The following is a 13,064-nucleotide window of genomic DNA, read 5'->3' on the forward strand; positions in this document are numbered from 1 at the left end:
ATGCGCAGGCCGTCCCGCCGGTGCCGCCGCTGCTCGCCGCGGCGCGCGCTGCGCTGGTCCCGCCTGACAGTCCGCGCGCCGAACTCGCCCGCGCGCTCGCCGACCCGCTGCCGGCGCGGCTCGAGGACGGCGGCCTGGTCGCCAACGGCTACGACGGCGAGCTGGACGCGCTGAAGCGCCTGTCCGCCGGCGCGCGGGAGGCGATCGCTGCGCTCCAGATGGACCTGGCCCAGGCCTGGGGCGTGGCGAGCCTCAAGATCCGCCACCACCAGCAATTCGGCTTTCTGGCCGAGGTGCCCGCCGCCGCCGGCGAACGCCTGCTGCGCGAGGCGCCTAAGGACGGCCCGCAGGCGCCGGTGCATCGCCAGACCATGGCGAATGCCATGCGCTTCACCTGCACCGCGCTGGCCGAGCTCGACCGCCGCGTAGCGGAGGCCGGCGAACAGGCCGCCCGCCGCGAACGCCTGGTCGCGCAGCACCTGCGCCGGCAGTGCTTGGCGGCCGGCCCCGCGATCGCGGCGGCGGCGGCGGCGATGGCGGAGATCGACGTGCATGCCGCCGCCGCGGAGCTCGCCGCCGATGGCCGCTGGTGCCGCCCGGAGATGACCGAACGCGCCGACTTCGCCGTGGCCGCCGCGCGCCATCCGGTGGTGGAAGCCGCACTCGCCCGCGCGCGCGGCCCGGCCTTCGTGCCGAACGATTGCGACCTCTCGGCCGGGCGGCGGCTCTGCCTGCTGACCGGGCCGAACATGGCCGGCAAGTCCACCTTCCTGCGGCAGAACGCGCTGCTGGTCATCCTGGCGCAGGCCGGGCTGTTCGTGCCGGCCGAGAGCGCAAGGCTCGGCCTGGTCGACCGGCTCTTCTCGCGCGTCGGCGCGGCGGACGATATCGCCGGCGGGCGATCGACCTTCATGGTCGAGATGGCCGAGACCGCGGCCATCCTGAACCAGGCCACATCGCGATCCCTGGTGGTGCTGGACGAGGTGGGGCGCGGCACCGCGACCTGGGACGGGCTTGCCATCGCCTGGTCGGTGCTGGAGGCGCTGCACGACCGCATCCGCTGCCGCACCATCTTCGCCACCCATTTCCACGAGCTGACCGCCCTCACTGGCAAGCTGCCGGAACTGGTCCCGGCCACCATGCAGGTGCGGGAATGGAAGGGCGAGGTGGTGTTCGAGCATCGCGTGGGCCCCGGTGCGGCGGAACGATCCTGGGGCGTACATGTCGCGCGCCTCGCCGGCGTGCCGCGCCCGGTGCTGGCGCGCGCGCAGGAGGTGCTGAAGGCGCTCGAGGCCCGCGCGCGCGGGCTCGATCCGCTGTCGGAGGAATTGCCGCTCTTCGCGCGGCCCGCGGCGGCGCCCGCCACGCCCGCGCATCCGGCCCTGGCGGCGCTGGCGGAACTGGATGCGGATGCACTCAGCCCGCGAGACGCGCTGGCCGCGCTCTACCGCCTGAAGGCTCTTCTGGAGGAGTCTGTTGCGCCTGGCCCGGAATAGGTAGTCTGCCGAGCGATGAGCTCATTCGACGATGCCGGACCCGAGGCCGGACCCGCCGAGCGCGTGGCGCGCACGGCGCCGGTCCTTGGCGAACCGCCGGTTGTCCTGGCCGGCCTGATCGACGACCTGATGCCCGGCGGCCGGCCTGTCGCGCGCGAGGAGGCGGTCACGCTGCTACGCCGCCATCTCGGCCGCGTGCAGAACCGCGTGCAGCAGGCTTTCGAGGCGCATGAGCTCTCGGGGCTCGCCGCCGCCCGCTGGCTGGCCGCGCTGACCGATACGGTGATGGTCGGCATCCACGCCTATACCGAGGCCATGCTCCCGCCGGCGTCGGGAGAGAAGCATTGGGCACTGGTCGCCACCGGCGGCTACGGGCGTGGCGTGCTGGCACCCTTCTCCGACATCGACCTGCTGTTCCTGACCGATGCGGGCATGGGCCCGCGCGGGCGGCAGTCGGTCGAGTTCATGCTCTACCTTCTGTGGGACCTCGGGCTGAAAGTCGGCCACGCGACGCGCTCCCGCGCCGATTGCATCGTCGATGCCAAGGGCGACGCGACGGTGCTGACCGCGCTGCTCGATGCGCGCCACGTCGCCGGCGACGACGCCGTCTATCGCCGCTTCGAGGAGGCGTTTCGCAAGGCCCGCGCCGAATGGGGCCTGCGACCCTTCCTCATCGCCAAGCGCGCCGAGCGCCAGCAGCGCCACGCCCGCTACGGCGAAAGCCCCTTCATGGTGGAACCCCATGTGAAGGAAGGCCGCGGCGGCCTGCGCGACCTGCAGACGCTCTACTGGCTGGCGCGCTATGCCTTCAACGTGCAGCGCATGCCCGAGCTTGTCGGCCCCGCATCCCCCGGCGGCGGGTTGCTGCTGGCCGAGGAAGCCCGCGCCATCCGCCGTGCCTGGGACTTCTTCTGGACGGTGCGCTTCCACCTGCACATCGTCACCGGCCGCGCCGAGGAACGCCTGACCTTCGACCTGCAGCCGGTGGTCGGCGCCCGCATGGGCTACACGCGCCACGGCCTGCAGGATGGCGTCGAGCGGTTCATGAAGCACTTCTTCCTGACCGTGCGTGACGTGGCGCGCTTCACGCGCATCCTGGAACCGGCGATCGAGCGTGCCTCGCTGGGGCCGCCCGCGGTGGTGCCGGCCTCGGACAAGGCGCTGACGGAAGCGGGCTTCGCGCTGGCGGACGGCAAGATCATCGCCGCACCCGGGCACGACTTCACCATCGATCCGGTGCTGATGCTGCGCATCTTCCGCATGGCGCGCGACCGCGGGCTCGAGATCCATCCGCTGGCCTTCCGCGCCATCGTACGCCACGCCCGATACGTCGCGCGGCTGCGCGGGGAGAAGGATGCGAGCGCGGAATTCCTCGACATCCTGTCCGGCCGCGATCCCGCCACCTGGCTGCGCATGCTGAACGAGGCGGGGCTCATCTCCCGCCTGCTGCCGGACTGGCAGCGGATCGTCGGGCTGATGCAGTTCGACACCTACCACGTGTTCACCGTGGACGAGCACACGATCGAGACGATCGGCGTGCTGGCCGCGCTGGAACGCGGCGAACTTGGGGAGATCGCGCCGGTCGCCTCCGAGCTGATCGGCCAGCTTCAGTCCCGCCGCGCGCTCTATGTCGCGATGCTGCTGCACGACATCGCCAAGGGCCGTGGCGGCGACCACAGCGAGATCGGCGCGCAGCTGGCGCAGACCATCTGCCCCACCCTTGGCCTGACGCCGGAGGAGACCGAGACCGTCTCCTGGCTGGTGCTGCACCACCTGCTCATCAGCCAGACCGCCTTCAAGCGCGACATCGAGGACCCCAAGACCATCCTCGACATCGCGGAGGTCGTGCAGTCCCCCGAACGGCTGCGCCTGCTGCTGGTGCTGACGGTCGCCGACATGCGCGCGGTCGGCCCCAAGGTATGGAACGGCTGGAAGGCGACGCTGCTGCGCGAATTGTACTGGCGCGTGGCGGAGGTCCTGGCCGGTGGCCTGTCCGTGCCCGAACGCGATGTGCGCGTCGCGCGCGCAAAGGAGGCCGCCGCCCTGCTGCTGGCCGACCGGCCGAAGCCGGAGGTCGATGCCTTCCTCGAGCTTGGCTACCCCGGCTACTGGCTCTCCTTCGATCCCGAGACCCATGCGCGCCATGCGGCGATGATCCAGGAGGCGAAGGAGGAGAAGGCGCCGCTGACCGTGCGCACGCGCGTGCTCGAATCCCGCGCGGTGACCGAGGTGACCGTCTACTGCACCGACCATCCGGGCCTGTTCAGCAAGATCGCCGGCGCGCTGGCGGTGGCCGGCGCGACCATCGTCGATGCGCGCATCCACACCATGACCGATGGCATGGCGCTCGACACCTTCTGGGTGCAGGACGCGCAGGGCGGCGCCTTCGAGGCGCCGCATCGGCTCGCGCGCCTGGCGGTGCTGGTGGAGCAGGCGCTGTCCGGCCGGCTGCGCCTGCGCGACGAGATCCGCAAGCTGAAGCGCGAGCCCGCCCGGCTGCGCGCCGTGACCGTGCCGCCGCGCGTGGTGATCGACAACCATGCGTCCAACAGCTTCACCGTGATCGAGGTGAACGGCCGCGACCGCCCCGGCCTGCTGCACGACGTGACGGCGGCGATCAGCGACCAGGGGCTGCAGATCGCCTCCGCGCACATCACGACCTATGGCGTTCGGGCCGTGGACGTCTTCTACGTGAAGGACGTGTTCGGGCTGAAGGTGGAGAACGAGCGCAAGCTGGTGGGGCTGCGCCGCGCGCTGGAGGCGGCGCTGGAGATGGTGGATGCGCCGGGCGGCGCGCCGCGCCGCGCGACGGCGGGCGCGGCCTAACCCAGCAGCCGCCCGATCACCCGCGCCGTGTAGTCCACCACCGGGATCACCCGCCCGTAGTTGATCCGCGTCGGCCCGATCACGCCGATCGCGCCCACGATCCGTTCCTGCCCGTTGCGGAACGGCGCCACCACCATCGAAAGCCCGGCGCTGTCGAACAGCCCGCTCTCGGCGCCAATGAAGATCTGCACCCCCTCGCCCCGCTGCGCGAGGTCGAGCAGCCGTAGCATCGTCTCCTGCTGTTCCAGGCGTTCGAACAGGCGCTGGATCTCGCCGACGCGCGCCGCCTGGTCGATGGTCTCGAGCAGCCGCGCCTGGCCGCGCACGATCAGCGAGCCTCCCTGCCCGCCGGTCCAGGTGCCCAGGCCCGCCTCGATCACCTGCTGCGTCAGGGCATCGAGCGCGGTGCGGTTGTCGGCGATCTCGGCGGCGATCACGCCGCGCGCTTCCTCGATGGTGCGCCCGGTCAGGCGCGCATTCAGGTAGTTCGACGCCTGCTGCAGCGCCGATGGCGGCAGCCCGGCCGGCACCTCGATGACGCGGTTCTCGACCTGGCCGTCGTCATGCACCAGCACCACCAGCGCGCGGCCTGGTCCGAGGGCGACGAACTCGATGTGCCGCAGCGTGCCCTCCGCGGTGGGGGCCACCACGAGGCCCGCCGCGCCGGCCAGGCCGCTCAGCATCTGCCCGGCCTCGCCCAGCGTCTCCTGCAACGACCGGCCGGAGGCGGCGCAGCGGGCGGAGATCGCGTCACGCTCCTCCTCCCCCAGCGCGCCGAATTCCAGCAGGCCATCGACGAACAGCCGCAGCCCGCGCTCGGTCGGCAGCCGCCCGGCCGAGGTGTGCGGCGCATAGAGCAGCCCCGCATCCTCGAGATCCGCCATGGCGTTGCGGATGGTGGCCGGCGACAGCCCCAGCGGCAGCCGCCGCGACAGCGTGCGCGAACCCACGGGTTCGCCGGTGGCGACATACGTCTCCACCAGCTCGCGCAGGATCAGCGCGCTGCGGTTGTCGAGGCCCGCCAGGGACGCCCCGGTCGGGCCGGGAGGGAGCTTGGGCGTGGGTCCCATCTCTCGGCCTATGATTGGGCTATATGGGGAGGCTAGGGAGGGGTTTGACCCCCGTCAACGCGGGACTGGACGAATGCCGGCGCGGCGGCCATTTTCCGCCCCTTTCCGCCCGCAAGGATATCCTGAATGCGCCCCTCCGGCCGCGACCCCGCCGCGCTGCGCCCCGTCAGCCTGCAACCCGGCTTCGCCCGGCACGCGGAAGGCTCCTGCCTGATCCGCATGGGCGTGACCGAGGTGCTGTGCACCGCCAGCGTCGAAGGCCGCGTCCCGCCCTTCCTGCGCGGGCAAGGCCAGGGCTGGGTCACCGCCGAATACGGCATGCTGCCCCGCGCCACCCATACCCGCGGCGACCGCGAGGCGGCGCGCGGCAAGCAATCCGGCCGCACGCAGGAGATCCAGCGCCTGATCGGGCGCTCCCTGCGCGCGGTCACCGACATGAAGGCGATGGGCGAGATGACCGTGACCATCGACTGCGACGTGCTGACCGCCGATGGCGGGACGCGCTGCGCGTCCATCACCGGCGCGTGGGTGGCGCTGCACCTGGCCTTCGAGCACTGCCGGCGCATGAACATCATGTCCCGCAACCCGCTCAAGGACCAGGTCGCGGCGGTCTCCTGCGGGGTGTGGCAGGGCACGCCGGTGCTCGACCTCGACTATGCCGAGGACAGCAAGGCGGATGCGGACGCGAACTTCGTGCTGACCGGCGCCGGCGGCATCGTCGAGGTGCAGGGCACCGCCGAGGGCGCGCCGTTCAGCGACGCCGAACTGATGGCGTTGCTGGGCCTGGCCCGGGCCGGCACGGCGGAACTGTTTGCGAAGCAGCGCGAGGCCGCCGGGCTGTGAGCGGGCATCGTCGCCTGTCTCGCGGCGAACGCATCGTCATCGCCACCCACAATGCCGGCAAGCTGCGCGAGGTCGCCGCGCTGCTGGCGCCATTTGGCATCGAGACGGTCAGCGCCGGCGCGCTCGGACTGCCTGAACCGGAGGAGACCGAGGAGAGCTTCCTCGGCAACGCGCGCATCAAGGCTGTGGCCGCCGCGCGCGCCGCCGGACTGCCGGCGTTGTCGGACGATTCCGGCTTCTCGTCAGCGTCGCTGGCCGGCGCGCCCGGCGTGCGAACAGCGGATTGGGCGCTGCAGCCGGACGGGTCGCGCGACTATGCGGCCGCCATGCGCAAGGTGATGGAAGCGGCGCAGGAATTCGAGGACCGCACGGCGTGGTTCTCCTGCGCGCTGGTCCTCGCCTGGCCGGACGGGCATGTCGAAGGCTTCGAGGGCCGCGCCATGGGCCACTGGGTCTGGCCGCCGCGCGGGTCGCGGGGCTTCGGCTACGACCCGATGTTCGTGCCCGACGGGCATGACGAGACCTTCGGCGAAATGGACCCGGCGGAAAAGCACCGGATCAGCCACCGGGCGAGGGCGTTTGCGCTTCTGTCGGCGGGCTGCCTGCCCCAGGGTTAGCCCGGCGCCTTCATCTGCTCCGCGCCTGCCTTGCGCCGCCGCCGCACCCGGGCCGGCGGCGGTGTCGGCGCCGGCGGCAGCGGCGTCGCCTCCAGCCCGCGCCGCACCAGGCTCGCCCAGGCTTCCTCGGGCGTGTCCACGATCTCGAACAGCGCCAGGTCGCGCTCGTCGATCATGCCGTGCTCGACCATCAGAGGCAGGTTCACCGCCTGCTCCCAGAAGGCGCGGCCGACCAGCACGATCGGGCGCGGTGACGCCTTGCCGGTCTGCACCAGCGTCAGCAGTTCGAACAGCTCGTCGAAGGTGCCAAAGCCGCCGGGGAAGACGGCCAGCGCGTTCGCCCGCATCGCCAGGTGCATCTTGCGCATGGCGAAGTAATGGAAGCGGAAGGTCAGCGCCGGCGTGGACCAGGCGTTGGGGTGCTGTTCGTGCGGCAGCGTGATGTTGAACCCGATCGACGGCGCGCCGGCTTCCGCGGCGCCGCGGTTCGCCGCCTCCATGATTCCAGGCCCGCCACCGGTCGCGATCACGTTGTCCCGCGGCGCGCCGCTGGCTGCCATCGCGCCGCCGCGCAAGGATACGATGCGTGCGAAGGCGCGCGCATCCTCGTACTGCCGCGCCTGCTCGGTGGCGCGCTTCGCCGCGCGCTTCTCGGCCGGGGTCTTCGCGCTCGCGGCCACCGCCGCGGCCTGTTCGGGCGAGGGGATCCGCGCGGAGCCGAACACCACCACGGTCGATCGCACGCCCCAGTCGCGCAGCGCGTATTCGGCCTTGGCGTATTCCATGCCGAAGCGGAAGGGCCGCATCTCGTCGCGCAACAGGAACTCCTGGTCCTCGACCGCCAGCAGGAAGGATCGGGAGCGCTTCTGCGCGCCGTTGTCGGGCATGGCGTTGGTCTCTCCCCCCGGCGCGCCATGGGCAGGCGCGCCGAAGCCGAGTATTCCTGAATCGCCGCCAGGGGGGAATCCGCCATGAAGGACGACACGCGCGCCAGGCTTGCCGCCGTCTCCACCGCCACGCTCACGACCGTGCTGTTCAAGCGGGGCTTCCGCAACGTGTTCCTCGCCCTGCATCCGCTGGGCGATGCGCCGACCATGGTCGGCCCGGCCTATACGCTGCGCACCATCCCGGCGCGCGAGGACCTCGACCATCTCGAAGTCTTCAAGGATCCCGAGCACCCGCAGCGCAAGGGGGTCGAGGAATGCCCGCCCGGTGCGGTCTTCGTCATCGACAGCCGCGGCGATGCGCGCGCGGCCTCGGCCGGCGGCATCCTGGTCGCGCGGCTGCGCGCGCGCGGCGTGGCCGGCGTGGTCACCGATGGCGGCTTCCGGGACAGCCCGGAGATCGGCGCCATGGGCTGGCCCGCCTATCACGCGACCCCCTCGGCACCGACCAACCTGATCCACCACCATTGCGTGGACCTGAACGTGCCGGTCGCCTGCGCCGGCGTCGGCGTGCATCCCGGCGACATCATGGTGGGCGACGGGGAGGGCGTGGTCTGCATCCCTGCCCACATCGCCGACGAGGTGGCGGCCGAGGCCTTCGAGCAGACGGTCTTCGAGGATTTCGTGCAGGAACGCGTCGCCGCCGGCCACACGATCCGCGGCCTCTATCCCATGACCGACCCGGCGAACCGGCCGATCTACGAGGCCTGGCGCCGGGAGAAGGGGCGGTGAGGGGGCTGCTCGCGGCGCTGCTGGGGTTGGCGGTCGCACTGCCGGCCCAGGCGCAGCAGGAGCTTCCCGCCTGCCCCGACAGCCTGCGCGTCACCGACGCCGCGGAGGGCGCCGCGCCCGAGGACTGGCAGCCCTTCCGGCGTGACCTGCGCACCCAGCTGGTGGACATCCGCTTCTATGCCGGCCCGCCCGCCGAGGGCCGCGCCGTGGAACCGGTCGCGGGCAGCGCGCGCGGCAGCGTGGTCAGCATGCGCTACGGCCTGCCGGCGATCGAGGGCGAGGTATGGATGGTCTGCGTCTATGCCGCGACCGCCCATGCGCTGATGCGGCGGCTCGAAGGCCCCTTCTCGCCGCATGTGCGCGTCAACCACGACCGCAACGACGGGCGCACCTTCATCACCTACAACTGAAGCGCCAGGAACCGATTCTCGCTGCTGGCGGTATAGTCGCCGAAGGGCGGGCAGTCGGCGAAGCCCTCGCGCAGGTACATCGCAACCGCGCCGGCGAAATACGCGCTGGTCCCGGTCTCGAGGCTGACCCGCGCCAGGCCCATGGCGCGCGCCTGGTCCAGGATGTGGCGCAGCATCGCCGCGCCTACGCCGCGGCGCCGTGCGGCCTGCGCCGTGTGCATCGACTTCACCTCGCCATGGTCGGGCGAGAGCCGCTTGAGCGCCCCCACGCCGAGCAGCGCCTCGCCCTCCCAGGCCGAGAAGAAGCGGATCCCCGGCACGCGCAGCCCCGACAGGTCGAGCGCGAAGGCGAAGCCCTCCGCCGTCGCTTCGCGCGCGAGCCGCTGGTGCAGCGCCACCAGCGCCTGCACGCGCGCATCGTCGAGCCCGCCTTCCACGATCCTCACAGGTGCCGCCCGCGTTCGAGGATCTCGAGCGTGTACTCGCGGTAGGTCATGCCCAGTTCCTCCGCGCGTGCCAGGCGCCGCTGCACGATCTCCGGCCCCGGCGCCTTCCAGGCGCGGCGTTTCGCCCGCCGCCAGCACCAAAGGCGCCAGCCGGCCGGATCGTCATCCTCCTCGAGCGGTGGGCCACCATTGTGGCGTGGCGGGGATGGCATGGTCATGGCGCCATCATCCACTATAATGGATGGATGTCCACCGATACCGCAGTCCCCCTCGACACGCTTCTCGCGCAGCGCCTGAAGCGCGAACGCGAGGCTCGCGGCTGGTCGATCGCCGACCTCGCCGCGGCATCAGGCGTCTCCCGCGCCATGATCAGCAAGGTCGAACGCACGGAGGCGAGCCCCACCGCCGCCCTGCTCGGCCGTCTGTCGGGTGCGCTGCACCTCACCGTCTCCACCCTGCTCGCGCGCGCCGAGGCCGATGCCGGCCCGTCCCGCATCGCCCGCGCCGATGCGCAGCCGCTCTGGACCGATCCCGCCACGCGCTACCGCCGCCGCGCCGTCTCGCCGCCCGGCGCCGAGCCCGAGCTGGTCGAGGTCGAGCTCCCGCCCGGCGCGCGCGTGGCCTACCCCGCGGCCTCCTTCGCCTTCCTGCGTGGCCAGGTGGTCTGGGTCCTGGCCGGGCGCCTCGCGGTCGAGGAAGGGGCCGAGGAAGCCCTGCTGCGCGAAGGCGACTGCCTGTCCTTCGACCTCGACACGCCGAAGGGCCACGCCTTCCGCAACCCCTCGGGCGGGAAGCCCTGCCGCTACCTGGTGGCGCTGTCGCGGCGATAGGGCGCTGCTTCGCTCATCGTCGCCGGGATCGCACGCGCGCCTCGCGCGTCGACGGCAGGTCGCGCATCTGCGCGCCGAGCATCTCGCAGAAGGCCGTCGCATAGCGCGGCAGCGTGCGGCGCCGGTCCCAGTAGATCGCCGGCCGTTCCCGCAGCGGCTTGCCGCGGAACGTCACGGCCGCGACGCGCAGCCGGTAGCGGTCGGTGCGCATCACCGAGGGCACGATGGCGACGCCGTGGCCGCCCTCCGCCATCGCGAGCAGCGTGTGCGGCGTGCGGCTTTCATAGGCGACGCGCGGCCGGATCGCGGCCAGCCGGCAGGCCGCGTCGAAGTTCCGGCGGAACACGTATTCCGCATCGAGCAGCAGCAGCGGATGCGTCGCGAGGCGCGCGATGTCGACCCGCCCGCCATCCTCGATGGCGACCGACGCGCCGAAAGCCGCCAGCAGCCCTATCGGTTCCAGCGGATGGCAGGCGAAGCGCGGATCGTCCGGCGGTACCGCGCCGACCAGGTTTTGCCCGAGATCGATTTCGCCGGCCTCGAGCCTGGCGGCGGTGGCGGACCAGCCCATCACCTCGGACAGCCGCAGCTCCACCGCCGGGTAGCGTGCCGCATAGCGCGGCAGGAAGGCGGACAGCACGCCCTCGATGATCTGCGGGGAGGCCGCCAGCTTCAGCACGCCGGCCTCTCCGCCCTGGAGCTGCCGCGCATGATCCTCCACCGCGGCGGCACAGCTCAGCAGCGCGCGGCAGTCGCGCAACAGCTGTTCGCCCACGCCGGTCAGCAACAGGCGCCGACCGACGCGGTCGAACAGCGTGACGCCGAGCATCCGCTCGAGTTCCGCGATCTGCCGCGACAGCGCGGGCTGCGCGACATGCAGCCGCTCCGCGGCGCGGGAGACGGTGCCGAGGTCGGCGACGGCGACGAAGGTCCTCGCGTGCCGGAGATCCATGCCCTGTCCTTATGCCCGGCCGGCATCGATTTCCAGGCAAAAGCTTGATTGGACGGCGCAGCGGCCACCCCGCCACCCTGGCGACCGGCCTGCGGCGCCGATGCCGCCGGCCCATGACGCACCAGGGGCGACGCATGAGCCAGACGCGATGCCGCGAACCGGGCGACCCGCAGCAGACGACCTTCGTCGCCACCGACGGCGCCGCCTATGACCTGCAGATGGGCCGCTGGAGCCGGCGCCTGGCCGAGCCCTTCCTGGACTTCGCCGCGCCCGGCGCGCAGGCGCGCGTGCTCGACCTCGGCTGCGGCACCGGCAGCCTGGCGCAGGCGCTGGTGGCGCGCGCCCCCGGCATCCGGGTGGTCGGGGTGGATCCCTCCGGAGCCTACGTCAGCCATGCGCGGCGGAAGCTGCGCGATCCGCGTATCGCCTTCGAGGTCGCCGACGCGCGCGACCTGCCCTTCCCCGACGCGGACTTCGATGCCGTGCTCGCGCTGCTGGTGCTGCCCTTCGTGCCCGACACCGCGGCCGCGCTGGCCCAGATGCGGCGCGTGGCGCGCCCCGGCGCGGTGGTGGCCGCGGCGTCGTGGGATTCGCGCGGTGGCTACGTGGCGCAGCGCATCTTCCTCGACACCGCCGCGATGCTCGACGATGACGCCGCCGCCCTGCGCGCGCGCAACTGCACGCGGCCGACCATGCGTCCCGGGGAGCTCGCCGTCGCTTGGCGCGCCGCCGGCCTGCACGATGTGCGCGAGGCGACGCTCAGCATCCGCATGGAGTTCGCCGATTTCGACGACTACTGGGCGCCCTATCTCGGACGCCAGGGGCCGGCCGCGGACTACGTCGCCGGCCTCGACTCCGCCGCGCGCGCCAGGCTGCGCGAGCATGTGCGCCGCGCCTACCTCGACGGTGAAGCGGACGGGCCACGCTCCTACGCGGCGACCGCCTGGGCCGTGCGCGGCCTCGCGTGATGCGTCGCGGCTTCGACCCCCCCGGACCAGGACAGGAGAAGCGCCCATGACACGCCTCGATCGTCGCTCCGCCATCTGCCTCGCCATCGCGGCGGGCTGCCTGCCGCGCACCGCCGCGGCGCAGGACCCCGCCCGCTATCCGGCGCGCCCGGTGCGGCTGCTGGTGGGCTTCGCGCCGGGCGGCTCGCTCGACTTCGCGGCGCGCGCCCTCGCGGAGCACGTCGCGCTGCGCCTCGGCCAGCCCTTCGTGGTCGAGAACCGCGCCGGCGCGACCGGCAACATCGCCGCCGAGGCCGTCGCCCGCGCCGCGCCACCGCGCGACGGGCACCTGCTGCTGATGGGCAATGTGCAGAACCTCGCGCTCAACGTGGCGCTGCAGCGCAACCTTTCCTTCGATCCGGCGCAGGACCTGGTGCCGGTGGCGCAGGTCGCGACCGTGCCCTTCGTCGTCGTCGTGCCGTCCGACCTGCCCGCGCGGTCGGTCGCCGACCTCCTCGCCCTGGCGCGCGACCAGCCGGGCCGGCTCAATGCCGGCACGCCGGGCGCCGGGTCGCTGCAGCACCTGGCGCTCGAGCTGCTGAAGCAGCGCGCCGGGGGGCTCGACATCGCGCATGTCCCGTTCCGCGGCGGCAGCGAGGTCGCCCGCGAGGTGATCGCCGGCCGGCTGCAGATCGGCATCGACACGCTGGTCAGTTTCGGCCCGGGGATCGACGCCGGCCGCATCCGCCCGGTCGCGACGCTGCACCCCGCGCGGCTGCCGCAGCGGCCGGAGCTGCCGACCATCGCCGAGACGCCCGGGCTCTCAGCGGTCGCGGCATCGGGCTGGATCGGCGTCGCGGGTCCGTCGGGCCTGCCGGCGGCGGCGCTGCAGGCGCTGGAAGGCGCGGCCGCCTGGGCCATGGCCGAGACCGACCTGCCCGATCGCCTGGC

14 protein-coding genes are annotated in these 13,064 nt (G+C 72.7%); 9 read left to right on the top strand and 5 right to left on the bottom strand.

All coding sequences use genetic code 11. The features are described 5' to 3' along the window. The coding region (gene mutS / locus HW578_RS14795; protein WP_198371319.1) for a DNA mismatch repair protein MutS at positions 1-1,496 on the top strand (1,496 nt) is incomplete at its 5' end. A 129-nt stretch (positions 1,497-1,625) separates the two neighbouring features. Beyond that, a complete protein-coding gene (locus HW578_RS14800) occupies positions 1,626-4,322 on the top strand; it encodes a [protein-PII] uridylyltransferase (protein WP_232478977.1) in 2,697 nt (898 codons plus the stop codon). Here the strand turns inward: HW578_RS14800 and hrcA are convergent. Next, positions 4,319-5,392: a heat-inducible transcriptional repressor HrcA gene (gene hrcA, locus HW578_RS14805; RefSeq protein WP_198371321.1), complete on the bottom strand. Its 1,074-nt coding sequence runs from the start codon at positions 5,390-5,392 to the stop codon at positions 4,319-4,321. The two genes, HW578_RS14800 and hrcA, sit on opposite strands and share 4 nt — an antisense overlap. A 126-nt stretch (positions 5,393-5,518) precedes the next feature. On the opposite strand from hrcA, the gene rph reads away from it, so the two are divergent. Continuing rightward, positions 5,519-6,235 carry a ribonuclease PH gene (rph, locus tag HW578_RS14810; protein ID WP_198371322.1) on the top strand — a complete coding sequence of 239 codons (717 nt, stop codon included), beginning with the start codon at positions 5,519-5,521 and terminating at the stop codon, positions 6,233-6,235. Continuing rightward, positions 6,232-6,852: a non-canonical purine NTP pyrophosphatase gene (locus HW578_RS14815; RefSeq protein WP_198371323.1), complete on the top strand. Its 621-nt coding sequence runs from the start codon at positions 6,232-6,234 to the stop codon at positions 6,850-6,852. Before rph ends, HW578_RS14815 begins: the two co-directional genes overlap by 4 nt. On the opposite strand, the gene HW578_RS14820 is transcribed toward HW578_RS14815, so the two are convergent. Next, positions 6,849-7,739, bottom strand: coding sequence for an LOG family protein (locus HW578_RS14820; RefSeq protein ID WP_198371324.1), 891 nt, complete (start codon positions 7,737-7,739; stop codon positions 6,849-6,851). The two genes, HW578_RS14815 and HW578_RS14820, sit on opposite strands and share 4 nt — an antisense overlap. Positions 7,740-7,823: 84 nt before the next feature. On the opposite strand from HW578_RS14820, the gene HW578_RS14825 reads away from it, so the two are divergent. Together HW578_RS14825 and HW578_RS14830 are read left to right on the top strand one after the other, a co-directional pair. Next, complete coding sequence (locus HW578_RS14825) at positions 7,824-8,528, top strand: ribonuclease activity regulator RraA (RefSeq protein ID WP_198371325.1); 705 nt, start codon at positions 7,824-7,826, stop codon at positions 8,526-8,528. Further along, the gene (locus HW578_RS14830; protein WP_198371326.1) at positions 8,525-8,938 is read left to right on the top strand and encodes an STY0301 family protein; all 414 of its coding nucleotides are present in this window, start codon (positions 8,525-8,527) and stop codon (positions 8,936-8,938) included. The genes HW578_RS14825 and HW578_RS14830 overlap by 4 nt, the downstream gene beginning before the upstream one ends. Here the strand turns inward: HW578_RS14830 and HW578_RS14835 are convergent. Both HW578_RS14835 and HW578_RS14840 read right to left on the bottom strand, forming a co-directional pair. After that, a complete protein-coding gene (locus HW578_RS14835) occupies positions 8,929-9,384 on the bottom strand; it encodes a GNAT family N-acetyltransferase (protein ID WP_198371327.1) in 456 nt (151 codons plus the stop codon). The genes HW578_RS14830 and HW578_RS14835 overlap by 10 nt on opposite strands. Further along, positions 9,381-9,602, bottom strand: a complete 222-nt coding sequence (locus HW578_RS14840; RefSeq protein WP_198371328.1) for a hypothetical protein — start codon at positions 9,600-9,602, stop codon at positions 9,381-9,383. The genes HW578_RS14835 and HW578_RS14840 overlap by 4 nt, the downstream gene beginning before the upstream one ends. Positions 9,603-9,629: 27 nt before the next feature. Here HW578_RS14840 and HW578_RS14845 point away from each other — a divergent pair, with 27 nt between their 5' ends. Next, positions 9,630-10,214, top strand: coding sequence for a helix-turn-helix domain-containing protein (locus HW578_RS14845; RefSeq protein WP_198371329.1), 585 nt, complete (start codon positions 9,630-9,632; stop codon positions 10,212-10,214). 13 nt (positions 10,215-10,227) lie between these two features. On the opposite strand, the gene HW578_RS14850 is transcribed toward HW578_RS14845, so the two are convergent. After that, positions 10,228-11,166: a LysR family transcriptional regulator gene (locus HW578_RS14850; protein ID WP_198371330.1), complete on the bottom strand. Its 939-nt coding sequence runs from the start codon at positions 11,164-11,166 to the stop codon at positions 10,228-10,230. 134 nt (positions 11,167-11,300) lie between these two features. Here HW578_RS14850 and HW578_RS14855 point away from each other — a divergent pair, with 134 nt between their 5' ends. Together HW578_RS14855 and HW578_RS14860 are read left to right on the top strand one after the other, a co-directional pair. After that, positions 11,301-12,134, top strand: coding sequence for a class I SAM-dependent methyltransferase (locus tag HW578_RS14855; protein WP_198371331.1), 834 nt, complete (start codon positions 11,301-11,303; stop codon positions 12,132-12,134). Between the two features lie 46 nt (positions 12,135-12,180). Next, on the top strand, positions 12,181-13,064 hold an 884-nt coding region (locus tag HW578_RS14860; protein ID WP_198371332.1), incomplete at its 3' end, for a Bug family tripartite tricarboxylate transporter substrate binding protein.

The organism is Roseomonas rosulenta (assembly GCF_016106005.1).
GTDB classification, from domain to species: domain Bacteria; phylum Pseudomonadota; class Alphaproteobacteria; order Acetobacterales; family Acetobacteraceae; genus Neoroseomonas; species Neoroseomonas rosulenta.

Bases quoted from the DNA above. Each gene is read 5' to 3' on its own strand.
- hrcA (WP_198371321.1), bottom strand. From the start codon at position 5,392: ATGGGACCCACGCCCAAGCTCCCTCCCGGCCCGACCGGGGCGTCCCTG.
- HW578_RS14850 (WP_198371330.1), bottom strand. From the start codon at position 11,166: ATGGATCTCCGGCACGCGAGGACCTTCGTCGCCGTCGCCGACCTCGGC.
- HW578_RS14800 (WP_232478977.1), top strand. From the start codon at position 1,626: ATGCCCGGCGGCCGGCCTGTCGCGCGCGAGGAGGCGGTCACGCTGCTA.
- HW578_RS14840 (WP_198371328.1), bottom strand. From the start codon at position 9,602: ATGACCATGCCATCCCCGCCACGCCACAATGGTGGCCCACCGCTCGAG.
- rph (WP_198371322.1), top strand. From the start codon at position 5,519: ATGCGCCCCTCCGGCCGCGACCCCGCCGCGCTGCGCCCCGTCAGCCTG.
- HW578_RS14855 (WP_198371331.1), top strand. From the start codon at position 11,301: ATGAGCCAGACGCGATGCCGCGAACCGGGCGACCCGCAGCAGACGACC.
- HW578_RS14825 (WP_198371325.1), top strand. From the start codon at position 7,824: ATGAAGGACGACACGCGCGCCAGGCTTGCCGCCGTCTCCACCGCCACG.
- HW578_RS14845 (WP_198371329.1), top strand. From the start codon at position 9,630: ATGTCCACCGATACCGCAGTCCCCCTCGACACGCTTCTCGCGCAGCGC.
- HW578_RS14820 (WP_198371324.1), bottom strand. From the start codon at position 7,739: ATGCCCGACAACGGCGCGCAGAAGCGCTCCCGATCCTTCCTGCTGGCG.